The sequence below is a fragment of the Sphingopyxis solisilvae genome, assembly GCF_015475875.1.
GTDB classification, from domain to species: Bacteria; Pseudomonadota; Alphaproteobacteria; order Sphingomonadales; family Sphingomonadaceae; genus Sphingopyxis; species Sphingopyxis solisilvae.
Genome location: NZ_JADKYM010000001.1, coordinates 215,902 through 237,657 on the forward strand (window position 1 = coordinate 215,902; position 21,756 = coordinate 237,657).

Genomic DNA, 21,756 nt, shown 5'->3' on the forward strand with positions numbered 1-21,756 from the left:
GGGTTCGGTTTGCTGAGAGGCGGTCGATGATCGTCGGCGTTGACGAAGCGGGGCGCGGGCCGCTTGCCGGTCCCGTTGTCGCCGCGGCGGTGATCCTGTGTCCCGACGGCATCCCGGGTCTCGACGACAGCAAGAAACTCTCCGCCAAACGCCGCGCCGAACTGGAGGCGCAGATCAAGGCGCATTGCCGCTGGGGGATTGGCGAAGCGAGCGTTGAGGAAATCGACCGCATCAATATCCTGCAGGCGACGATGCTCGCGATGACCCGCGCGGTCGAGGCGCTGGGGATCGAGCCGACCGAGGTACTGGTCGATGGCAACCGCCTGCCGCGCTGGCGCTATGCTGCGCGCGCGATCGTCGGCGGCGATGCGCTGCACCCGTGCATTTCGGCGGCGAGCATCATCGCCAAGGAACATCGCGACCGGTTCATGGTCGCGGCGGCGCGCGATTTCCCCGGCTTTGGCTGGGAGCGCAATATGGGCTATGGTACCGCCCAGCATCTCGCGGCGCTGCGCCAATTTGGCCCGACGCCGCTTCACCGGACCAGTTTTGCCCCGGTCGCACAGATGCAACTGGTCTGACGGGCAGGAGCGCGCGATGAGCAAGGGATTCACGGCCGACGATGTGTCGGCCCAGACCGGCCGCACCTTCCTGGTCACCGGTGCCAATGCCGGGATCGGTTTCGAAACCAGCCGTGTTTTGGCGGCGCGCGGCGCGCATGTGGTGCTCGCGTGCCGCGACGCGGTCCGCGCCGAGGCAGCAATAGACCGCATCCGCGCCGATACACCAAATGCCGACCTGTCGTTCCAGCCGCTCGATCTTGCCGATCTCGATCAGGTGCGCGAGGCCGCCGCGGCGGTGCTGGCGGGGCCGCGGATCGATGTGCTGATCAACAACGCTGGGGTGATGATCCCCCCGAAAACCCTGACCAAGCAAGGCTTCGAGCTGCAATTCGGGGTCAATCATCTCGGCACCTTTGCCTTCACCGGGCTGGTGCACGGGCATGTCGAGGATCGCATCGTCATCACCGCCAGTCTGGCGCACAAGGGCGGCGCGATCGATTTCAGCGATCTTTCCGCGGCGCGCAGCTACCATAAGCTGCCGCGGTATCAGATGAGCAAGTTGGCGAACCTGCTCAATATGTTCGAGCTGGACCGTCGGCTGGGCGCCGCGGGGCGTGCGACGCAGGCGATCGGGTGCCATCCAGGGGTCGCGATCACCGAGCTGACGCGGCACCTGCCGTTTCCGCTGCGCGGCATGACGCCGCTGGCGACGCCCTTTTTCAACAGCGCGGCGCAGGGCGCCTGGCCGACCTTGCAGGCCGCGACCGGCGCGCATGTGCAGGGCGGCGATTATCTGGGCCCGCAGGGGCTGGGCGAAGTTTCGGGGCGATCGGGTCCGGCGCGCGCGACGCGGGCGGCGCGCGATCCGAAGCTGGCGCGCGAGTTATGGGAACGGTCGGTCGAGCTGACGGGGGTTGATCCGGGGATTTGATCCTCCCTGTCGCGTAGCGATGGGGAGGGGGACCGCGCCCGTAGGGCGTGGTGGAGGGGCAGCGACGGTGGTGCCAAAGCCCCTCCGTCAGCCCTGCGGGCTGCCACCTCCCCATGACTTCGTCACAGGGAGGATTAAGTCGAACTTTTTCCATCACTGAGTCCTCCCCGCCACACCACCACCCGTTGAGTCCGCGAGTCGCGCGGGACTCCATATGCTGTGTCAGACTCGTTTCGTTCTTACTGCGTTAACCAGTTAGTGACGCGGAATCCCTAGGATTCTGCGCTTGACGGCGGACTCCGCCGGACTCATCAAGGCCTTCTTTGGATGCGCAGCAGGGGCGAGACATGGGTGTGATGGAACGGGTGAAGACCCCGGCGGCAAAGCAGCGGGCGGCTAAGTCCGCGCCCGTCGAGCTGCCGCTCGACAGCATCCTGCAGGGCGATTGCGTCGAAATGATGCGCTCGCTGCCCGCCGCGTCGGTCGACATGATCTTTGCGGATCCGCCGTACAACCTCCAGCTTGGCGGTGACCTGCACCGTCCCGACGGCAGTCAGGTCGATGCGGTCAACGATGAATGGGACAAGTTCGACAGCCTCGCGACCTATGACCGCTTTACCCATGCGTGGCTGAAAGAAGCCAAACGCATCCTGAAGCCCGGCGGCAGCATCTGGGTGATTGGCAGCTATCACAATATCTTCCGCGTCGGCGCGGCGCTGCAGGATCAGGGCTATTGGATCCTGAACGACATCGTGTGGCGGAAAGCGAACCCGATGCCCAATTTCAAGGGCACCCGCTTTACCAACGCGCATGAGACGCTGATCTGGGCGTCGATGGGCGAAAAGGCGCGCTACACCTTCAATTATCGCGCGATGAAGACGCTCAACGATGAGCTTCAGATGCGCAGCGACTGGCTGATCCCGATCTGCGGCGGGCAGGAACGGCTGAAGAAGGGCGGCACGAAGGTTCACCCGACGCAGAAGCCCGAGGCGTTGCTCTATCGCATCCTGCTCGCCTGCTCGAACCCCGGCGACGTGATCCTCGATCCGTTTTTCGGCACCGGGACGACCGGCGCAGTCGCGAAGCGGCTGGGGCGGCATTTTATCGGCATCGAGCGCGAGGACGATTATATCGCCGCGGCGAGGGAGCGCATCGAAATGGCGCTGCCGCTCGACGAGAGCGCGGTGAAAACGATGATGGCGCCGCAGGCGGCGACGCGCGTTGCGTTCGGGACGCTGGTTGAAGGCGGGCTGATCGCGCCGGGAACGGTGCTGACCGACGCCAAGCGGCGCTGGAAAGCCAAGGTGCGCGTCGACGGCAGCCTCGATTGCGAAGGCCAGCCCGCGGGATCGATCCACAAGGTCGGCGCCGGGGTGCAGGGCGCGCCGAGCTGCAACGGCTGGACCTTCTGGCACGTCGATAATGGCAAGGAATTGCGCGTGATCGACGCGGTGCGGCAGGATTGGTTGCTGGCCAACGAGGCGTAACATCACAGCGTCATTGCGAGCGAAGCGAAGCAATCCAGGGCGGTTTGCGCTACTCTGGATTGCTTCGCTTCGCTCGCAATGACGGATAAGGGGATAGGCCATGTTCCAACCGCTAACCAAACCCGACCTCGGCGCGGCGTCTGCGACCGCCAAAATTTATTGCCGCCCGACCTGCTTCGTCGACCGGCCGCACGAGCTCGACGACAATTGCCTGCGGATCGCCGACACGATGGTCTGGTTCGCCGCGTGGCACATCAGCCTGCGCGACGGTGCCAGCGTCAAAGCGGCGATCGTGACGGTCGCCGAATGGAACGATTGGATTGCCTCGATACCCGATGCGCTGGCGCAGGCAGCCATCGCACAGCGCGCTGGAGTGATGCGACCACGAGCGGCGTTGCGGCTCGGCGAGCGCGCGGTGCGGCTGAACGAGCCGCAATTGATCGGCATCCTCAACGTCACACCCGACAGCTTTTCGGACGGCGACAAGCATGTCGATGCCGCTGCGGCGATCGATGCGGGCTTTGCGATGGCCAGCGCGGGCGCCGCAATTATCGATGTCGGCGGCGAATCGACCCGCCCCGGCGCGCCGCTGGTCTGGGACGGCGACGAGATCAAGCGCGTCGAAGGCGTCGTCGCGGCGCTGGCGAAGGGCGGGGTCGCCGTGTCGATCGACACCCGCAAGGCCGCGGTTATGGAGGCGGCGCTCGCTGCGGGCGCGCGGATCGTCAACGATGTGTCGGCGCTGCGCTATGACGACCGCGCGATGGAGGTTGTGCTGGCCGCGGGCTGTCCGGTGGTGTTGATGCACGCGCCGTCGGCCAAGAGTGATCCGCACGAGGGCGGTGGTTATGCCCATGTCCTGTTCGACGTTTACGATATGCTTGCCGAGCGCGTCGCCGCATGTATTGCGGCGGGGATCGATCCGGCGAGGATTATCGTCGATCCGGGGCTGGGCTTCGGCAAGGGGGTCGCCGACAATCTGGCGCTGATCAACGGGCTGGCGCTGTTCCATACGCTCGGCTGCCCGATCCTGTTCGGCGCGAGCCGCAAGCGGATGATCGGCGCGCTCGATAACGAGGCTCCCGCCGACCAGCGGCTCGGCGGCACCGTCGCGCTACATTATCAGGCGGCGGCGCTGGGCGCGCAATTGCTGCGCGTCCATGACATTGCCGAAAGCCGTCAGGCGCTGCGTATATGGCGCGGGCTACGCGACGCGGCGCTCACAGGCTGAGGCGAGCCGAGGCAACCCCCGCGATTGTACTGCGTATCTTCAAGGAACGGCCGCTGTTCCGGCGCGCCCGCTCCAAGGAGAATTTCATGCAGCTTCCCCATGGTACCCATGTCGCCGTCGCCGACGGCAATCGCTTTGTCCTGTTCCGCAATGATGGCGACGAGGCCGTCATCAATCTGGTTGATGCCGCCAGCCCCGAGGTCGAGACGACCAATCGCAGCGGGGCCAATCCGGAAGTACGCGATCTCGACGAGCGCGGCCATGCCGCCGGCGTAGCGGCCATGCTCAACAAACAGGTGCTCGACAACGATATCGAGAAGCTGCTGATTATCGCCGACCCCAACACATTGGGGGTCATGCGTAGCCATTATCATAGCGAACTGGCGAAACGGCTGGTGGGCGAACTGCCCAAGACGCTGACCAACGCGGATACCGCGGCGATCGAGAAAGCCATTACCGCCGCCTGAACGTCGGGCGCGCTTCATGCTGCCGTTTGTGCGCCCCGAGGCGGAACAGCCGCGCACCTATAAACTGTAGCCACCGTCGCTGGTCAGCACGCTGCCGGTGATGGTGGCGGCGGCATCGGACAACAGGAACAGGATCTGCGACGCGATCTCGTCGGGCGTCGCATAACGGCCGAGCGGTGTCGCCATTTTTGCCATCGCCGCCATTGCGGCGTCGCGCGAGCCTTCGCTCGTGACCAAGTCGGCGAAAAAGGGCATTTCATCCCAGATCGGGGTGTCGACGCCCCCCGGCGCGATGGCGTTGACGCGGATGCCGTGCGGTGCGCCCTCTTTGGCGGCGATTTTGGACAGCTGGATCAGAGCCGCCTTGGAAGCGCCATAGGCGCCGACGCCGGGTTCGGCCTTGATGCCCGCAATCGATGCGGTGGTGACGATTGCGCCGCCGCCACCGCGCGCGGTCATGGCGCGCATCGCGGCCTGCAAACTCAACATCGCGCCGTCAAGATTGACCGCCAGCAAGCGCCGCCAAGCCTGGAACTCGATATCGACGATCGGCGCCGCATCGCTGACCCCGGCGTTGACCACCGCGAGATCGACTTCGGCAAGGTCGTCAGCGCGTCTCTGCCACATGTCGGGGTCCGCGACGTCGTCGCCGCGGCTGCGGTCGATGCCGATCACCGTAGCGCCGGCGGCGCGCAACGCGTTCGCGGCCGCAAGCCCGATACCCGAGGCGTCGCCTGTAACGAGCGCGGTTCTGCCGGAAAAATCGAAAGTCATCGCCGCGACCTAAGGCCGTCAGGCGGCGGTGTCGATCCCGAGATCGCTGAGCTTGCGATAGAGTGTCGAACGACCGATGCCGAGGCGGCGGGCGACTTCGCTCATCCGGCCGCGGTAATGGCCGATCGCAAGGCGGATGACGTCGGCCTCGATCTCCTCAAGCGGCCGCAAATTGCCGTCGGGGAGGTACAGAGTGACGCCGATGGCCTCGCCGTTGATCGCAATCTCGCCTTCGCCGCTCGGGCTCCCGCCGCCGAGCGTGGCTTCGATCGCGCGGAAGTCGGCGCTGGTCAGCACATCGGTCTTGCTTTCGACCGCGGCGCGGAACAGCACGTCCTGCAACTGGCGGACGTTGCCCGGCCAGGCATAGGCGGCGAGCAGGCGCAGCGCGTCGTCGGTTATGCCGATCGGTCCCATGCCCGGGAGGCCGCCGATACGGGCCAGCAAGTGACGGGCAAGCGGGCCGACGTCGCCACGCCGTTCGGACAGCGCGGGCAGGGTGAATTGCGCACTCGACAGCGCGTAGAACAGGTCTTCGCGGAAATGCCCCGCCTCGATCAGCTTGTCGAGCGGGCTGGCGCTGGTCGCGATGATGCGCACATCGACGCTCTGGCGTATGGTCCCGCCGATCATCTGGACTTCGCCGCTGTTCAGGAATTCGACCAGCTTTGCCTGGGTTTCAAGTGGAATACATTCGACATGGTCGATGATGATGCTGCCGCCGTCGGCCTGGACCAGCCGCCCGACCTGCCGGTCGAACGCACCGGCAAAGGCGCCGCGTTCATGACCAAACAGCCCCGACCCGATCAGGCCCGGTGAAACCGCCGAGCAATCGACCATGACCAGCGCGCCACGTGCGCGGGGGCTGGCGCTGTGGATCGCGCGGGCAAAGACTTCCTTGCCGGTGCCGGGACGTCCGTTAATCATCACCGGTACGCGGGCGCGGGCAGCCTTGGCGGCGATCGCCAGCGCGCTGCGGAAATTGGGGCTCGATCCGATGATTTCCTCGAAGGCAAGCGGCGCGCGGAGTTTTTCGGTCAGCGGACGCAGTTCGCCCTGCGGACCGCCCGTCGAGGCGGCGCGATCGAGCGCTTCGAGCAGGCGGTCGGGCGCGATCGGCTTTTGGACAAAATCACTGGCTCCCGCGCGCATCGCGGCGACCGCTACCTCGACGCCGTTGCGCATGGTGATGACGATCAGCGGCAGCGCAGGGCGCCAGCGGCGCAGTTCGGCGACGAATTCGGCCATGTCCATGCCCGGCGCGCCCTGGTCGACGAGCACCGCGTCGAGCGCCATGCCCTCCTGCGTGCCGAGCTTGGCAAGCGCGGTGTCGGTGTCGCCTGCAATGATGCTGCGCCAGCCGCCGCGCGACACCAGCGCCGACAAAAAGCGCTGCTGCGCCTGTTCGCTGTCGACGATCATCACTGTTCGCGTGTCGCGCGTGCTTGCCATCGTTTTCGAATCTGTCCCTGGTCGGCGCTCTCGTGCCGGTTTACCCGCTCAATCGCTGTGATGTAGCCCACACCGGTAAAAGGGCGATTAAGGGCGTCCGATATTTGCCCCGGCGAGCCACAGCTGCCCAAAGCGCCACTTGAGCATGGGCAATAGCGTGGCTAAGACCGGCGCGAAGGCCGATTCTGGCCGGGCAACGCGTGTCCGGCGAACAGAAACGGCGGCTGAAGGGGAAAGAGCCATGGCGGAACAGGAAATGAAGGCGGCCAACGAAACCTATTCGGGTTTCCTGAGCCTGCTGAAAGTCGGATCGATCATCACCGCGATCGTGACCGTTTTCGTCGTCCTTCTCATTGCGTCCTGATTTGGACGATATGCGCATCGCCGTCCTGAGGGAGCTCGCCCCCGGCGAGACCCGCGTCGCCGCGACCCCCGAAACCGTGAAGAAATTCATTGGCTTGGGCGCCGAAGTTGCCGTCGAATCGGGCGCGGGGGAGGCGGCGTCGGTGGCCGACGCCGACTATGCCGCCGCGGGCGCGAGTGTCGGCGATCGTGCCGCGACGTTGAAGGGCGCGAACATCATCCTCGCCATCCAGGGGCCGGACCCCGCCAGCCTGAAAGGCTTTGCCGACGGCGCCTGGCTGGCCGCGGGACTCAATCCGTTCGGCGAGCGCACGCGGGTCGACGACTATGCGAAGCTGGGGCTCGAAGCGCTGGCGATGGAATTCATGCCGCGCATCACGCGCGCGCAGTCGATGGACATCTTGTCGAGCCAGGCGAATCTCGCGGGTTACAAAGCGGTGTTGATGGCGGCGAACGCCTATGGCCGGGCGTTCCCGATGATGATGACTGCCGCGGGCACGGTCAGCGCCGCCAAGGCGTTTATCATGGGCGTCGGCGTTGCCGGGCTGCAAGCGATCGCCACCGCACGGCGCCTCGGCGCGCAGGTGAGCGCGACCGACGTACGCGCGGCGACCAAGGAACAGATTTTGTCGCTCGGCGCCAAACCGATCTTTGTCGAGAGTGTCGCAGGGATCGAGGGCGAGGGCGCGGGCGGCTATGCCACCGAAATGTCCGACGAATATAAGGCGGCGCAGGCCGAACTCGTCTCGTCGCATATCGCCAAGCAAGACATCGTCATCACCACCGCGCTGATCCCCGGCCGCCCCGCGCCGCGACTGATTTCGGACGCGCAACTCGCGACGATGCGGACCGGCAGCGTCATTGTCGACATGGCGGCCGAAAGCGGCGGCAATGTCGAGGGATCGGTATCGGGCGAGGCGAAACGCATCCACGGTGTCACCGTGATCGGCGCGAGCAACATCGCGGCGCTGATGCCCGCCGACACCAGCGCGCTGTTCAGCCGCAACCTGTTCAATTTCCTCTCGGCCTTTTGGGACAAGGACGCGGGCAAGCCGGTGCTCGACGAGGAAATCGGCAATGCGATCCGCCTGACGCAGGGCGGCAAGGTCGTGAACGAGCGGCTTTTGGGCTAACCCTTGAACCGCCTATTGCCTTGCCTCGGACTTTTGCTGCTTGGGTATCCCGAACATTCACTGGCGAGTCAGGAGAGTGAATATCAGGTGGATTGGGTAATCGAGGGGCCGGGCGTTGAGAATGGACGCTGGGTCGCGCCTCGAGATTCAATATTCCGAGCAAAACTTGTTCCGAGCCAATTGTTTGAAGCGGTCGAGGATGTAACCTCGACCGACGGAAAGCCGCTGATCCCTGCAAAAATGCAGCTTGTCAGGATGGCGTCTTCAAAACCGATGATCTGCACTTTAGTGGCGGGAGCGGACGACACTCTGTCGTTCAAGAACCGAGTGTGCCTACTAGACAGCAATGCAGATGGCAGTTTCGAGAGCTATTTTCTCAAAGGCCTCGGTAGGGCTGATTTTACGACCGATCGAATGTGGTTCGCCATGAACAGTAGGATTCCGAAAAACCAATCGAGGACCGGTGTAGTTGATGTTCGCGAAATCGACAAATCCCTGCTTTCGACGAAGCCGGAAATCTTGTTGAATTATGACGAGGTCCGGGATTCTACCCGAAAGATATTGCTTAGTGCCCGTGTCGAGGGATTCGGGCCGTTTATCTCGTCCTGCGATGCCCATTTTGAGAAAAACAGTGACACTAAATTATCGACGAAGTGCGGTTTTCCGGGGGCAACGGTGATACCGGTGGATCGTAACGGGGAATCGATAAAGTTTCGTATTCTTCCTAATGAAACCGCCACCCGTTTGCGTTTTAGTGCATCGTTCGGGATCGTTGATCGAAAAATCACAGGTTTCTATTTTTTCTGATTTTTCGGAGGGCCGTGCCGTTGTGCCCACCTGCCTTTCTTGTGAAACCTTCATGTCGCAGTATGCGTTGTTATACCGGTACTCCGTGAGTTTCGGTGAACTCGCGATCGTAGCGTTCAAGGAGATTTTTTATGAACCGCGCAATCTACATGGTGGCCGTGGCCACTGCCGGTCTTGGCCTTGCAGGCTGCAACAGCAGCCCCGAAACGCCTGCCACCGAAACCACGACCGTTGCCGAGGGCGAAACTGTTGCCGCCGATGACGTCGGTGGCAATCCGATGGTGGGCGGCGCCGAAATGCTGGCGACCAAGAATATTGTCGAAAATGCGTCGGCATCGGGCGAGCACAAGACGCTGGTGACGGCGGTGAAGCAGGCCGGACTGGTCGAAACCTTGTCCGGTCCGGGGCCGTTTACGGTCTTTGCGCCGACCGACGCTGCTTTTGTGCAGGTGCCGCCCGTGACCCGCGATGGCTGGATGCGTCCGGCACAGAAAGAAGTGTTGGCGGGCGTGCTGAAATATCATGTCGTTCCCGGCAAGGTAACGGCCGCCGATCTGGCCGCGCGGATCACCGAGGGTGGCGGCAAGGCGGTGCTGAAAACTGTCGAAGGGCAGGATCTGACCGCGACCAAGAGCGGCGACGCGATCATCCTGACCAGCGCCAGCGGCAACAAGGCCGCGGTAACGCAGGCGGACGTCAACCAGTCGAACGGTGTCATCCACGTCGTCGACGCGGTGCTCGTTCCCAAAATGTAATATCGTCGCCGGGTAAAACCGGCGCGACGACATATTCTGTCGTGACCGGCCCGCATTTCTCTTGTCCGAGAGGTGCGGGCCGCATCTTTTGGCTGCTTTGGAGTCGACAGGTCCGAATGCGCACGGCAAGAGGTGCGCCAAGCGGAATCAGCAGGGGAGCGTGCCGTGGATTTCATCGCGATATTTTCGATTTTCATCCTGGCGTGCTTCGTCGGCTATTTCGTCGTCTGGTCGGTGACCCCGGCGCTGCACACGCCGCTGATGAGCGTGACCAACGCGATTTCGTCGGTCATCATCGTGGGTGCGCTGATCGCCAGCGCGGCGGCGGGTTCGGCCACGTCGAAATGGCTCGGGCTGGCGGCGGTCGTGATGGCCAGCATCAACATCTTTGGCGGTTTCGCGGTCACCGCGCGCATGCTGGCGATGTACAAGAAGAAGGAGCGCTGAGATGGACATCCAGTCGCTCCTTGCCGCCGCGACCGATGGTCATGGCGCGGTAAACCCCTGGGCCGCGGTCGCCTATCTGGTGTCGGGCGTCTTCTTCATCCTCGCGCTGCGCGGCCTGTCGTCGCCGGCGTCGTCGCAGCGCGGCAACCGGTTCGGCATGATCGGCATGACGATCGCGGTCGTCACGACACTGGTCACGCATGTGCCGATGAAGATTGGCGATGCGACCAACAGCTATGTCGGCATCGATGCCGTCGCCATGGCCGAAATCCTCGCCGCGATCGGCATCGGCGCGGTCATCGGCATCGTCATGGCGCGCCGCATCGCGATGACCGCGATGCCGCAGCTGGTCGCGGCGTTCCACAGCCTCGTCGGCCTGGCCGCGGTGGCGGTGGCTGCGGCGGCCTATCTCAACCCGCTGGCGTTCGGAATCGCAGACGCCGCAGGACAGATTTACACCGTCAGCCGCATCGAAATGGGGCTGGGCATCGCGATCGGTGCGATCACCTTTTCAGGTTCGGTCATTGCCTTCCTGAAACTCAACGGCAATATGTCGGGCGCGCCGATCATGCTGCCCGCGCGGCATGTCATCAACCTCGGCACGCTCGCTGCGATCATCGGCCTCGTCGCCTATTTCACCTTCGACCAGTCGCCTTGGGTGTTCTGGACCGTCACCGCATTGAGCTTCCTGATCGGCTTCCTGCTCATCATCCCGATCGGCGGCGCCGACATGCCGGTCGTGGTGTCGATGCTCAACAGCTATTCGGGGTGGGCCGCGGCGGCGATGGGCTTCACGCTGGGCAACACCGCGATGATCATCACCGGCGCGCTCGTCGGCTCGTCGGGCGCGATCCTGTCGTACATCATGTGCCGCGCGATGAACCGCAGCTTCATCAGCGTGATCGCGGGCGGCTTCGGCGGCGACGATGCCGCCGCGGGAGCGGGCGGGGCGAAGGAACAACGGCCGTGGAAGCCGGGCAGCGCCGACGACGCCGCTTTCCTGATGAGCCAGGCCGAAAATGTCATCATCGTTCCCGGTTACGGTATGGCGGTGGCGCAGGCGCAGCACGCGCTGCGCGAAATGGGCGACCTGCTCAAAAAGGAAGGCGTTAACGTTAAATATGCGATCCATCCGGTCGCGGGGCGCATGCCCGGCCATATGAACGTCCTGCTCGCCGAAGCGAATGTGCCCTATGACGAGGTGTTCGAGCTGGAAGACATCAACGGCGAGTTTGCGCAGTGCGACGTGGCGTTCGTCATCGGCGCCAACGATGTCACCAATCCTTCGGCGAAGACCGACAAGAGCTCGCCGATTTACGGCATGCCCGTGCTCGACGTCGAAAAGGCGAAGACCGTGCTGTTCGTGAAGCGCTCGATGGGCGGGGTTGGCTATGCGGGCGTCGACAACGACGTCTTCTACATGGACCAGACGATGATGCTGCTCGGCGATGCCAAGAAGATGGCCGACGACATTGTGAAGGCGCTGAACGGCGGCGGGCATTGACATAATCCGTCGCCCCCGCGAAGGCGGGGGGCGTTATGAAGCGTTTGCCCCTGCGGCCGCGTCCAGAGTCACCTGCCTCTGAACGCCCTTCGCGGGGGCGACGTGTTTCCATAAGGGTTTTTATGCGTAAAATCGGCCTGATCGGCGGCATGAGCTGGGCGTCGACCGAACTTTATTACCGGCACCTCAACAAGGGGGTGCAAAAGCGCCTTGGTACGGCTTGTTCGGCGCCGATCCTGATGGAAAGCCTGAACTATTGCGACCTGTCGCGGATTACGACCGACGAACAATGGGCGCACGCGAAGGACGTGCTGATTGCGTCGGCGCAGCGGCTGGAAGCGGCGGGAGCGACGGCGCTAATGATCGCCGCCAATTCGATGCACAAGGTGGCCGAGGATGTCGCCGCGGCACTCGCGATCCCGCTGATTCACATCGTCGACAAAACCGGCGAAAAGATGAAGGCCGACGGGATCAAGGCGGCAGCGGTCATCGGGACGCGCAACGTGATGACCGAGGCGTGGTTTCGCCAGCGGCTCGTCCGTCACGGGCTGACCCTGGCGCCCTATAATTCGGACCGCGCCGACGAAATCGACCGGATCATTTACGACGAACTGATGCAGGGCAAGGTCAACGAAGCGTCGCGCCGCACGATGAAGACCTTCATCACCGACATCGCCAAGCAAGACATCCAGGCGATCGTGCTCGCCTGTACCGAGCTCGTGATGCTGGTCGACCCCGACGCCAACGTCCTGCCGATCTATGACACGACGCGGATTCATGTCGCGGCGGGGGTCGACTGGATTTTGGGGGATGCGGGGTAGCTAGATCCTCCCTGTGGCGAAGCCATGGGGAGGGGGACCGTCCGCGAAGCGGATGGTGGAGGGGCCGCGAAGGTAGTGCAATTGCCCCTCCGTCAGCGCTTCGCGCTGCCACCTCCCCATGGATTCGCCACAGGGAGGATCAAAATTTACCCCATCTTCGTCCAGGTCACCGTGCGGCAGAACAGACTGACGCATCCCTTCATCGTCAGTTTGTTGCCGTTTACGCGCAGATGCGCCTTGTAATAACGGCCGTCCTCGGGGCTATAACCTTCACCCTTCCAGCCATCACCAGTCGGGGCGAGATCCCAATAGATCTGCATCCCTTCGACCTTGCGGTCGCGCTTGGCCTTGTCGGGATTGCGTTCGTCGCGTTGCCCTCCGGCCGGTTCCTTGACCAGCAAGCGGTCGATCCGTCCGCACATCCTGGCACCGCACGGCGCCATCGCGACAATCGCCTTGCCATCATCGGTTTTCCAGCGGCCCGTGATCGGCGCCGGTGCGGCGGCGAGCGACGGAACGGCAGCCAGCGCCACGAGCGTCAGCGAACAGCGATACAACAATGCGACCTCCCCGGTTTTTCGTTTTCGCCTACAGCCTTGTCAGCAACATGGCTTGGCAGGCACGCAGTCTTGCACCATGCTGGCAAAAAACAAGGGAGAGTCTGATGCGATTCCATCATCTCGTCGTATCGCTGGCGACAGCGCTGGTCATTGCCGCGCCGGTATCGGCCAAGACCATCAAGGTCAGCGCGGATACGACCGACGCCAACGAGAAGCTGCAGGAAGCGTTGATCCTGGCCGAACCGGGTGATGTCGTACAACTCGCGGCGGGGGTGTGGCAGTTGACCGACGGCTTGTCGCTCGCTGTCCCCGGCGTCACCATCCGCGGCGCCGGGGCGGGCGAGGGCGGATCGATCCTGGATTTTTCGGGTCAGGAGGGCGCGGGCGAAGGGCTGCTCGTCACGTCCGACGACGTGTTCCTGACCAATTTTGCCGTCGTCAACACCAAAGGTGACGGCATCAAGTCCAAGGGCGCCGACCGCATCGTCTATCACCAACTGCGCGTCGAATGGACCGCGGGGCCGAAGGAAACGAATGGCGCCTATGGCATTTATCCGGTCGAAAGCACCGACGTGCTGGTCGACAGCGTCTATGTGCGCGGCGCGTCGGACGCAGGCATCTATGTCGGCCAGTCGAAAAACATCATCGTGCGCGAATCGGTCGCGACCGAAAATGTCGCGGGGATCGAGATCGAGAACAGCTATAACGCCGACGTCCACGACAATATCGCGACAAAGAACACCGGCGGCATCCTGGTGTTCGACCTGCCGAGCCTGCCGATGCAGGGCGGGCACAATGTCCGGGTGTTCGAGAATATCATCAACGACAACAGCACGCCCAATTTTGCGCCCAAGGGCAACATCGTCGCGAGCGTGCCCACCGGTACCGGGGTGCTGGTGATGGCGAACCGCAACGTCGAGATCTTCGACAATATCTTTGACAATAACGGAACCGCCAATGTGATGATCGTCGGGTACCGCTACGAGCATAAGGATCCGAAGTACCAGCCGCTGCCCCGCGCGATCGTGGTGCGCGACAATGTGCATGGCAAGGCGGGTTATGCGCCGAAGTTTCCCGGCGGCGACCAGATCGCGGCGGCCATGGGCGGGGCGATCCCGCCGGTGCTGTGGGACGGGTCCGGCGATGCGATCGTGCTGGACAAGGTCGGTGTGCTGTCGCTCAACCTGCCCGACGTCGCGACGCCGCAAAGCGATGCCAAGCCGTCGCCGGCCGATTTGTCCAAAGGAACGCCGCCCGCACCGCTGCCGGCGATCAAGCTGCCCGAAAGCATGGAGGCGAAGGTTCGGTGAAGCACGTAGTTGCCGTACTGGCGGCGATGCTGCTGCCGGCGGCCAGCGCCGCGACGATTATTGAAGAGGGGCCTGACAAGGTCGCGATACTGGGCGACGCGAACCCTGCGAAGCTGTCCGAATTCGCTTTTGGTCTGGGCAATGGCAACGACCGTCCGCGCGGCGCCTATGCCTATTCACTGCGGACGCCGCTGTTCAGCGATTATGCGGAGAAGGATCGCTATATCTATATCCCGCCTGGAACCCAGGCTCGGCTCGGCGCGGACGGCGCAATCGCCTTTCCGGTTGGCACCGTAATTTTCAAAAGCTTTGGATGGCCCGACTGGAACGACGGCAGGCCGGTCGAGACGCGACTGCTGATCCGCCGTGAAAAGGGCTGGGTAGCGCTGCCCTATATCTGGGATGCCGACGGCAGAGATGCAACGCTGGCGCTGGGCGGGCGCCGGGTGCCGGTGGCGTTCAAGAGCCCCGATGGCCATACGCACAACATTCGCTACGCGGTGCCGAACATGAACCAGTGCAAGGAATGCCACAGCCTGAACGGGGCGATCGTGCCGATCGGTCCAAAGGCGGCGAACATCGATTTCGAGGCAGCGAGCGCGGCCTATCTGCCGCTTCCCTCCGCCGCGCGGTCGGTAGCCGCCATGCCGCGTTGGGACGACCCCGCGACCGGCAGCGTCGCCGACCGTGCGCGCGCCTATCTCGACGTCAATTGCGCGCATTGCCACAATCCGGCGGGCAGCGCGTCGAACAGCGGCTTGTTCCTGCGCTGGACCGACGATCCCTCCGGCGTCAATTACGGCATCGGCAAGCGCCCGACCGCGGCGGGTCGCGGCAGCGGCGGCATGGATTTTGCGATTGCGCCGGGCGACCCCGCGCATAGCTTCATGATCTATCGCCTCGAAAGCACCGATCCCGGCATCGCGATGCCCGAGGTCGGGCGGTCGACGGTGCATAAGGAAGGCGCGGCGTTGCTGCGGCAATGGATTGCCGAAATGCCGAAGGACGGCGGATAGCCTGACTTTCGCGTTTCCACATTTCGTCATTGCGAGGAGCGAAGCGACGCGGCAATCCAGCGCGTGCGTAAACTGCTCTGGATTGCTCCGCTACGCTCGCAATGACGTGGGTTTCTATGCCGACCGCTTGGCTCTAAGGAGCGTTGCATGACCCAACTCGTCCTCCACGATTACTTCCGCTCCTCGGCCAGCTATCGCGTTCGCATTGCATTGAACCTGAAAGGGCTGGATTACGAGCGCGTCGAGGTCAGCCTGATCGCGGGCGAGCAGCGCAGCGATGCCTATCTGGAGCTCAATGCGCAGGGTTTTGTTCCGATGCTGGTCGCCGATGGCGAACCGATCATTCAAAGCATGGCGATCATCGACTGGCTCGACCGTGCCTTTCCCGAACCGCGGCTGATCCCCGAAGCCGCGATGCCGCGCGCTGTCGCGCTGGCGCAGGCGCAGGTCGTGGCAAGCGATATCCACCCGCTCAACAATCTGCGCGTGCTCAAATATCTGACCAAGGATCTGGGGTTGAACGAGCAGACCAAGGACCGCTGGATCGCGCGGTGGATCGCCGAGGGGTTCGAGGCGCTGGAGGCAATGGCGGGCGACGGAACCTATCTGGGCGGCGACACCCCCAGCATCGCCGACTGTTGCCTGGTGCCGCAAATGTACAACGCGCGCCGGTTCGAAGTGCCGCTCGACGATTATCCGCGGCTGGTCGCGATCGACGCCGCGTGTATGGATCTGGAGGCGTTCCAGAAGGCGCATCCCGACGCGGTAAAGCCCGCGTGATCCGCCTGCTGACCGGGGTTGCGCTGCTGGTTATGCCTGCGGCGGTGGCGGCGCAGGACGTAGTGTCCGACGAAGCCCCGATATTGATTGCGGAGATGCGCCGTCCCGATCGACAGGAAATCGTCGTCACCGGCTCGGGCGCGCTGCGGCCCGCAAAGAGCGACGCAGTGCAGGGCATCGCACTGATCGGCAACCTCGACTCCGGCCTTGGTGCCCGGATCGAGAACCGCTTGCGTGACGAAACCGGGATCGTTCAGTTCCGGCGCAGCGACGGGCGCAGCGCGCATCCCACGAGCCAAGGCGTAACACTGCGCGGGCTGGGCGGAAATGCTTCCGCGCGTGCGCTGGTGACACTCGACGGTGTTCCGCAGGCCGATCCCTTCGGCGGTTGGGTCGCCTGGTCGGCTTACGATGCAGTCAACCTGGGTGGCATTATCGTCGCGCGCGGCGGCGGAGGAGGAGCGGACGGTCCCGGCGCGCTCGCGGGAACGATCGGGCTGTATTCGACGATGACCGACGGGATTGCCGCGAGCGCCGCCTATGGCAGCCGCGGTAGCTGGGACCTGTCGGCGAGTGCAGGGGGCGAGCTGGGTCATGGGCAGGTCGCGCTCGACGGCCGCTACAGCCGCGGCGACGGTTTCATTCCGATTTCGCAGGGCCAGCGTGGCCTCGTCGACCGCGCCGCGCCTTACGAACAGGGCGGCCTCGGCGTTCGCCTGCGTTTCGACGCGGGCGCCGCAAGTCGCATCGAAGCAAGCCTGCGCGGCTTCGCCGACCGCCGCGACCGCGGTACTGATTTCTCTGCGAGCAAGACCGACGGCGTCGATGCCAGCCTGCGTTTCGTCCACGACCCCGTCGGTGCGACGCAATGGCTCGCGCTCGCCTATGTGCAGGTTCGCGATTTCGACAGCGGTTTTGCGAGTGTCGCAGCCGGGCGGAACAGCGTCGCACCGGCGCTGTTCCAGCGCGTACCGGCGACCGGGCTGGGCGCCCGCTTCGAACTTCGCCCGGCGATCGGTGGCGCGAACCCGCTGCGCATCGGCGCCGACTGGCGCCGCACGTCGGGCCGGACCGAGGAGGATTTCTTTTTCAGCGGCGTCACGCCGGGACGCCACCGCATCGCGGGCGGCAGCAGCGACACGGTGGGCACGTTTGCCGAATGGACGTCGGGCGACCGCGGCGACGGCCTGCTCTGGACGTTCAGCGGTCGCCTCGACCGCTGGTGGCTGGGTACGGGGTATCGGCTCGAGCGCAATATCGGCGGACCGACGATCACCGATCTTCGTTTCAAGGCGCGCGAGGGCTGGGAGGGGAGCGGCCGCGTCGGCGTTCGCTGGACCTCGGGCGCGCTATCGTTGCGCGCAGCGGGCTATCGCGGTTGGCGCTTGCCCACGCTCAACGAACTTTACCGGCCCTTCCGGGTCGGCGCAGACGTGACCAACGCGAACGAGGCATTGGAGCCCGAGCGGCTGTGGGGCGGCGAGGTTGGCGCCGATTGGAACAGCGGCGACACGAAACTGTCGGTGACATTGTTCGCCAATCGCCTGACGAACGCGATCGCCAATGTGACCCTGGCGCCGAACCTCAACCAAAGACAGAATCTGGACGCCATCGACAGCAAGGGCGTCGAGGTCAGCGCCGAACAGCGGATCGGCCCGGCAACGCTTCGCGCAACTTACGCATTCACCGATGCCAAGGTTGATGCGTCGGGCGCCGCGATGCGGCTCGACGGGCGCCGTCCGGCCCAGATCGCGAAGCATGGCGGCAGTGTTTCGCTGCGCAGCAATGGTGACGGGCCGTTCGGGGGCTTTGCGACGCTGCGCTATGTCGGCAAGCAGAATGAGGATGATCTGGGGCTGTTGGTGCTGGGCGATGCGCTTACGCTTGACGCGGGGTTATCGTGGCGGCTGACCGATGCAATCAGCCTGGAGGCACGCGGCGAAAATCTGTTCGATGAACTGGTGCCCGCTGCCATCTCGTCGGCGGGGATTGTCGAGCGCGCGACGCCGCGGACGTTGTGGATCGGCGCGCGCTTGTCGTTCTGACCTTCACAGGACGCCGATTGTCGATAAGAACGAGGCATGGCCGCCAAAAAGCTGAACCTCGACAATTTCCTGCCCTATCGCCTGTCGATCGCGTCGAACGCGCTGTCGGAGCGGATCGCCGCCGAATATCAGAACCGCTTCGGGCTGAAGATCCCCGAGTGGCGATTGATGGCGGTGCTGGGGGAAGGGAAGCCAAAGACGCAGCGCGAGCTGGTCGAGGCGACGCGGATGGACAAGGTGACGGTCAACCGCGCCGCCAAGGCGCTGGCCGAACGCCAGCTGATCGCGCGGCAGGCGCATGCGGTTGACGGCCGCTCGCACCATCTGGAACTCACCGAAACGGGCTGGTCGCTGTACGACGCGATCGTCCCGGCGGCGCTTGCGAGCGAGGCGCAGCTGGAATCCAAGATCAGCGCTGCCGAGCGCGCGACGATGATGGCGATCCTCGCCAAGCTGACCGCCGCCGCCGAAGATTATGCCTGACCCGGCCTTTCGCGCCGCGCCGCCCGACGCGCTGCGCATCGAGCCGCTGGGCGAACTGACCGCGATTTTCGACCGGCGGTCGATGCAGACGCATCTGGTGGTGTCGCCGATGCCCGAAATCCTGGCGGCGATGGGGGCGGACGATTGGGACGCGGCGACGCTTGCGAAGCGGCTCGCCGAAAGCTTCGACTTCGACGGCGTGGATGATGTTCGGACGATCCTCGCCGAGCGGTTGAGCGAGCTGGCGGCGATGGGGCTGGTGGCGCACGCGTGAGGCACAATATCCGCATTGCGGTCGGCCCGGTGCAATTCCGTATCGGCAGCGACTGGGCCGAACCGATTTCGGCGCTGGAGCAATTATACGCCGGCTATCCGCAAGACGACGCGCGCCCCGCCGACGCCACCGTGCGGTTGTTCGCCGCGCGGCCGTGGCGCCGCTGGGTCCGGCCGTCGGTCCACATCGGCGGCGACTTCGTCGTTCCCGATGCGCTGCCGCTGCCGCTGTCGATGGGGCTGCTTGCGGCCGAGATGGGGATGAATTTGCAGGTCGCGCTCGGATGGCGGCGGCATATGCTGCTCCATGCCAGCGCGGTCGCGAGGGATGACCGCGCGCTGATCATGTCGGGCGAATCGGGGTCGGGCAAATCGACGCTCGCGGCGCTGCTCGGTGAGGGCGACTGGCGGTTGATGGGCGACGAATTTACGCTGATCGACCCGGCGAGCGGCGACGCGCTGGCCTTTCCGCGCGCAGTCAGCCTGAAGAATGAAGCGATTGCCGCGGTCGCGGCGCAGGTCGATGCCGCGCGATTGGGGCCGCTGATGGCGGGAACGCCCAAGGGCGACATCCGTCACCTGATCCCGCGCGCCGATGCGATTGCGGATATGCACGAACCCGCGCGGCCTACGCTGCTGCTGTTCCCGCGCTTCGGCGGCGCGGCAGCGATCGAGCCGATGGGCGAGGGCGAGGCCTTCGTACGGCTGACCGAGGCGTCGACCAATTATGTCGCGCTGGGCGAAGCAGGATTTGCGGCACTGACGCGGCTGGTGCGCGAGACGCCGGCGTTCGGCGTGTCCTATCCTGACAGCGCGACGGGTATCGCATTGGTCGAGCAGCTATGGGCCGAGGTAGCGAAGTGAGCGCAGTACAGACTTTCGTCGACCTGCTCGCCGGGCGCCGCGAGGCCGCCGCGTTAGCCCCACGCGAGTGGGACGGGGTGATCGGCGTCGCGCGCAGCGAGGCGATGCTGCCCACGCTCGCGCACCGGCTCGACGGCGCCGACCTGCCGCCGACCGTCGCGGCGCTGTTCGCCGACCAGCGCGCCGCCGCGGCGGTCGCGCAGCGGCAGGCGCTGTGGGAGGCCGAGATGGCGCGCCGCGCGCTGGCACCGCTAGGGATCGAATTTGTGCTGCTCAAAGGCGCGGCCTATGCCGCCGCGAACATGGCATGTGCGGCAGGGCGCCAGATCGGCGACCTCGACATATTGGTGCTCGCGTCGGATATCCGCCGCGCCGAAAACGCCTTGCTCAACGCCGGATGGGAATGGGTCAAATCGGACCCCTATGACGATTTCTATTATCGCGAACATATGCACGAGCTGCCGCCGCTGATCCACAAGTCGCGCGACCGGATGATCGACGTCCACCACACCATCCTGCCCCGCACCCACCGGATTACCCCCGATGCTTTGGCGCTGGTCAGCGATGCGGTGACGAGTGCGGGCGGCTTTGCCGTGCTGAATCCCGCCGACATGACGTGCCACTGCGCCGCGCATATGCTGGCCGATGGCGATTTGCAGGGTGGCCTGCGCAACCTGTGGGATTTCAACCTGATGACGCGCGATTTTGCCGCGGCCGATCCGCGGTTTTGGGAGCAGCTCGATGTGCGTGCGCGATTGCATGGGTTGCGTGATGCGGTGCAGCGTGCGGCGCGGATGTCGCGGGATCTGTACGGCGCGGTACTACCCGCAGGATGGAACGGGCCGGAGACGACCGACCGCTGGTTTCGCCAGCGCCTCGTCGCCCGCGACGACTGGGGGCGGGTGACCCGACCGCTGCTTGAGCAAGCCTTCTACATCCGCTCGCACTGGCTGCGGATGCCGCCGACGATGCTGGCGCAGCATTTATGGACCAAGTGGCGGAAGCGTTAGAGGCGCGTCAACAGCGGCACAAGGTCGTCGAAATGGTCGATGACATGATCCGCGCCAAGCTCGTCGGCAGGCCGATCCAGAAAGCCGAAGCTGACCGCAATGCTGGTCACCCCGGCGCTGTTGGCTGCCATCACGTCATAGATGCTGTCCCCGACAAACGCCGCACGGCCGCCGGCGCAGCGGGCGACCATTTCAATGATCGGCGCGGGGGAGGGCTTGGCGTTGCCTGGCCCCAATGTATCGCCGCCAATGATCGTCGCCATCCGCTCGGCCAGCCCGAGCTCGCCGAGCAGCTTGCGCGCCATATCTTCGCGCTTGTTGGTGACCACTGCGGTCTGTACCCCTAGCGCATCGAGCCGGTTCAGCGCCGCGATCAGGCCGGCAAAGGGCCGACTATGGACCGCGATATTGGCCTCGTAGAACCGCAGCAATTCGCGATAGAGCCGCTCGAAATCGCCGCCCGGAATGCCGCCGGTTGCGGCGAATCCCTGTTCGAGCATGTGCCGTGCGCCCAGCCCGATCATCGGCCGCACCTCGGCTTCCGACAGAGGCGCGCGCGCGGCGAGGCCCAGCGCATGGTTGACCGCCGCGCTCAGGTCGCCCGCGGTATCGACCAGCGTACCGTCAAGGTCGAAGCCGACGATCGCGAAAGGAAATCCGTTCATCGGCTGCGCATGGCG

24 protein-coding genes are annotated in these 21,756 nt (G+C 64.6%); 20 read left to right on the forward strand and 4 right to left on the reverse strand.

The window, feature by feature from the left end:
* Positions 1-26: 26 nt before the first annotated feature.
* The 5 genes from IR187_RS01055 to IR187_RS01075 all read left to right on the forward strand — a co-directional run bounded on the left by IR187_RS01055 (position 27) and on the right by IR187_RS01075 (position 4,679).
* Positions 27-581 carry a ribonuclease HII gene (locus IR187_RS01055; protein ID WP_194952851.1) on the forward strand — a complete coding sequence of 185 codons (555 nt, stop codon included), beginning with the start codon at positions 27-29 and terminating at the stop codon, positions 579-581.
* Positions 582-597: 16 nt separating this feature from the next.
* Positions 598-1,494, forward strand: a complete 897-nt coding sequence (locus IR187_RS01060) for an oxidoreductase (RefSeq protein ID WP_194952852.1) — start codon at positions 598-600, stop codon at positions 1,492-1,494.
* 347 nt (positions 1,495-1,841) lie between these two features.
* Complete coding sequence (locus tag IR187_RS01065) at positions 1,842-2,981, forward strand: site-specific DNA-methyltransferase (protein WP_194952853.1); 1,140 nt, start codon at positions 1,842-1,844, stop codon at positions 2,979-2,981.
* A gap of 100 nt (positions 2,982-3,081) precedes the next feature.
* A complete protein-coding gene (gene folP, locus IR187_RS01070) occupies positions 3,082-4,212 on the forward strand; it encodes a dihydropteroate synthase (RefSeq protein WP_194952854.1) in 1,131 nt (376 codons plus the stop codon).
* An 86-nt stretch (positions 4,213-4,298) separates the two neighbouring features.
* The gene (locus IR187_RS01075; protein ID WP_194952855.1) at positions 4,299-4,679 is read left to right on the forward strand and encodes a host attachment family protein; all 381 of its coding nucleotides are present in this window, start codon (positions 4,299-4,301) and stop codon (positions 4,677-4,679) included.
* A gap of 57 nt (positions 4,680-4,736) precedes the next feature.
* On the opposite strand, the gene IR187_RS01080 is transcribed toward IR187_RS01075, so the two are convergent.
* Together IR187_RS01080 and IR187_RS01085 are read right to left on the reverse strand one after the other, a co-directional pair.
* Positions 4,737-5,453: an SDR family NAD(P)-dependent oxidoreductase gene (locus IR187_RS01080; RefSeq protein ID WP_194952856.1), complete on the reverse strand. Its 717-nt coding sequence runs from the start codon at positions 5,451-5,453 to the stop codon at positions 4,737-4,739.
* Positions 5,454-5,471: 18 nt separating this feature from the next.
* The gene (locus IR187_RS01085; RefSeq protein WP_194952857.1) at positions 5,472-6,905 is read right to left on the reverse strand and encodes a sigma-54-dependent transcriptional regulator; all 1,434 of its coding nucleotides are present in this window, start codon (positions 6,903-6,905) and stop codon (positions 5,472-5,474) included.
* 139 nt (positions 6,906-7,044) lie between these two features.
* On the opposite strand from IR187_RS01085, the gene IR187_RS16675 reads away from it, so the two are divergent.
* From IR187_RS16675 to IR187_RS01120, 7 genes are all read left to right on the forward strand, one after another.
* On the forward strand, positions 7,045-7,269 hold the full coding sequence (locus IR187_RS16675; RefSeq protein WP_228765433.1) for a hypothetical protein: 225 nt from the start codon (positions 7,045-7,047) through the stop codon (positions 7,267-7,269).
* A gap of 10 nt (positions 7,270-7,279) precedes the next feature.
* A complete protein-coding gene (locus IR187_RS01095; RefSeq protein WP_194952858.1) occupies positions 7,280-8,401 on the forward strand; it encodes an NAD(P) transhydrogenase subunit alpha in 1,122 nt (373 codons plus the stop codon).
* Positions 8,402-8,434: 33 nt separating this feature from the next.
* Positions 8,435-9,208 carry a hypothetical protein gene (locus tag IR187_RS01100; RefSeq protein WP_194952859.1) on the forward strand — a complete coding sequence of 258 codons (774 nt, stop codon included), beginning with the start codon at positions 8,435-8,437 and terminating at the stop codon, positions 9,206-9,208.
* A gap of 131 nt (positions 9,209-9,339) precedes the next feature.
* Complete coding sequence (locus IR187_RS01105; RefSeq protein WP_194952860.1) at positions 9,340-9,963, forward strand: fasciclin domain-containing protein; 624 nt, start codon at positions 9,340-9,342, stop codon at positions 9,961-9,963.
* A 165-nt stretch (positions 9,964-10,128) separates the two neighbouring features.
* Positions 10,129-10,410, forward strand: coding sequence for a proton-translocating transhydrogenase family protein (locus tag IR187_RS01110; RefSeq protein ID WP_194952861.1), 282 nt, complete (start codon positions 10,129-10,131; stop codon positions 10,408-10,410).
* Between the two features lies 1 nt (position 10,411).
* Positions 10,412-11,914, forward strand: a complete 1,503-nt coding sequence (locus IR187_RS01115; protein ID WP_194952862.1) for an NAD(P)(+) transhydrogenase (Re/Si-specific) subunit beta — start codon at positions 10,412-10,414, stop codon at positions 11,912-11,914.
* Positions 11,915-12,036: 122 nt separating this feature from the next.
* Positions 12,037-12,735: an aspartate/glutamate racemase family protein gene (locus IR187_RS01120; RefSeq protein WP_194952863.1), complete on the forward strand. Its 699-nt coding sequence runs from the start codon at positions 12,037-12,039 to the stop codon at positions 12,733-12,735.
* Positions 12,736-12,881: 146 nt separating this feature from the next.
* On the opposite strand, the gene IR187_RS01125 is transcribed toward IR187_RS01120, so the two are convergent.
* Positions 12,882-13,292, reverse strand: coding sequence for a DUF2147 domain-containing protein (locus IR187_RS01125; RefSeq protein WP_228765434.1), 411 nt, complete (start codon positions 13,290-13,292; stop codon positions 12,882-12,884).
* Positions 13,293-13,399: 107 nt separating this feature from the next.
* On the opposite strand from IR187_RS01125, the gene IR187_RS01130 reads away from it, so the two are divergent.
* The 8 genes from IR187_RS01130 to IR187_RS01165 all read left to right on the forward strand — a co-directional run bounded on the left by IR187_RS01130 (position 13,400) and on the right by IR187_RS01165 (position 21,076).
* Positions 13,400-14,605 carry a parallel beta-helix domain-containing protein gene (locus tag IR187_RS01130; RefSeq protein WP_194952865.1) on the forward strand — a complete coding sequence of 402 codons (1,206 nt, stop codon included), beginning with the start codon at positions 13,400-13,402 and terminating at the stop codon, positions 14,603-14,605.
* Entirely contained in the window at positions 14,602-15,621 is a 1,020-nt protein-coding gene (locus IR187_RS01135; RefSeq protein WP_194952866.1) for an SO2930 family diheme c-type cytochrome, read from the forward strand. Before IR187_RS01130 ends, IR187_RS01135 begins: the two co-directional genes overlap by 4 nt.
* Positions 15,622-15,768: 147 nt before the next feature.
* Positions 15,769-16,401 carry a maleylacetoacetate isomerase gene (gene maiA, locus IR187_RS01140; protein WP_194952867.1) on the forward strand — a complete coding sequence of 211 codons (633 nt, stop codon included), beginning with the start codon at positions 15,769-15,771 and terminating at the stop codon, positions 16,399-16,401.
* A complete protein-coding gene (locus tag IR187_RS01145; protein WP_194952868.1) occupies positions 16,398-18,446 on the forward strand; it encodes a TonB-dependent receptor in 2,049 nt (682 codons plus the stop codon). Before maiA ends, IR187_RS01145 begins: the two co-directional genes overlap by 4 nt.
* 36 nt (positions 18,447-18,482) lie before the next feature.
* Positions 18,483-18,929 carry a MarR family winged helix-turn-helix transcriptional regulator gene (locus tag IR187_RS01150; RefSeq protein ID WP_194952869.1) on the forward strand — a complete coding sequence of 149 codons (447 nt, stop codon included), beginning with the start codon at positions 18,483-18,485 and terminating at the stop codon, positions 18,927-18,929.
* Positions 18,922-19,203: an HPr-rel-A system PqqD family peptide chaperone gene (locus IR187_RS17050; RefSeq protein ID WP_194952870.1), complete on the forward strand. Its 282-nt coding sequence runs from the start codon at positions 18,922-18,924 to the stop codon at positions 19,201-19,203. The genes IR187_RS01150 and IR187_RS17050 overlap by 8 nt, the downstream gene beginning before the upstream one ends.
* The gene (locus IR187_RS01160; RefSeq protein WP_194952871.1) at positions 19,200-20,066 is read left to right on the forward strand and encodes an HprK-related kinase A; all 867 of its coding nucleotides are present in this window, start codon (positions 19,200-19,202) and stop codon (positions 20,064-20,066) included. Before IR187_RS17050 ends, IR187_RS01160 begins: the two co-directional genes overlap by 4 nt.
* Positions 20,063-21,076, forward strand: a complete 1,014-nt coding sequence (locus IR187_RS01165; protein ID WP_194952872.1) for a nucleotidyltransferase domain-containing protein — start codon at positions 20,063-20,065, stop codon at positions 21,074-21,076. The genes IR187_RS01160 and IR187_RS01165 overlap by 4 nt, the downstream gene beginning before the upstream one ends.
* On the opposite strand, the gene IR187_RS01170 is transcribed toward IR187_RS01165, so the two are convergent.
* Complete coding sequence (locus IR187_RS01170; RefSeq protein ID WP_194952873.1) at positions 21,073-21,741, reverse strand: HAD hydrolase-like protein; 669 nt, start codon at positions 21,739-21,741, stop codon at positions 21,073-21,075. The two genes, IR187_RS01165 and IR187_RS01170, sit on opposite strands and share 4 nt — an antisense overlap.
* Between the last annotated feature and the right edge of the window lie 15 nt (positions 21,742-21,756).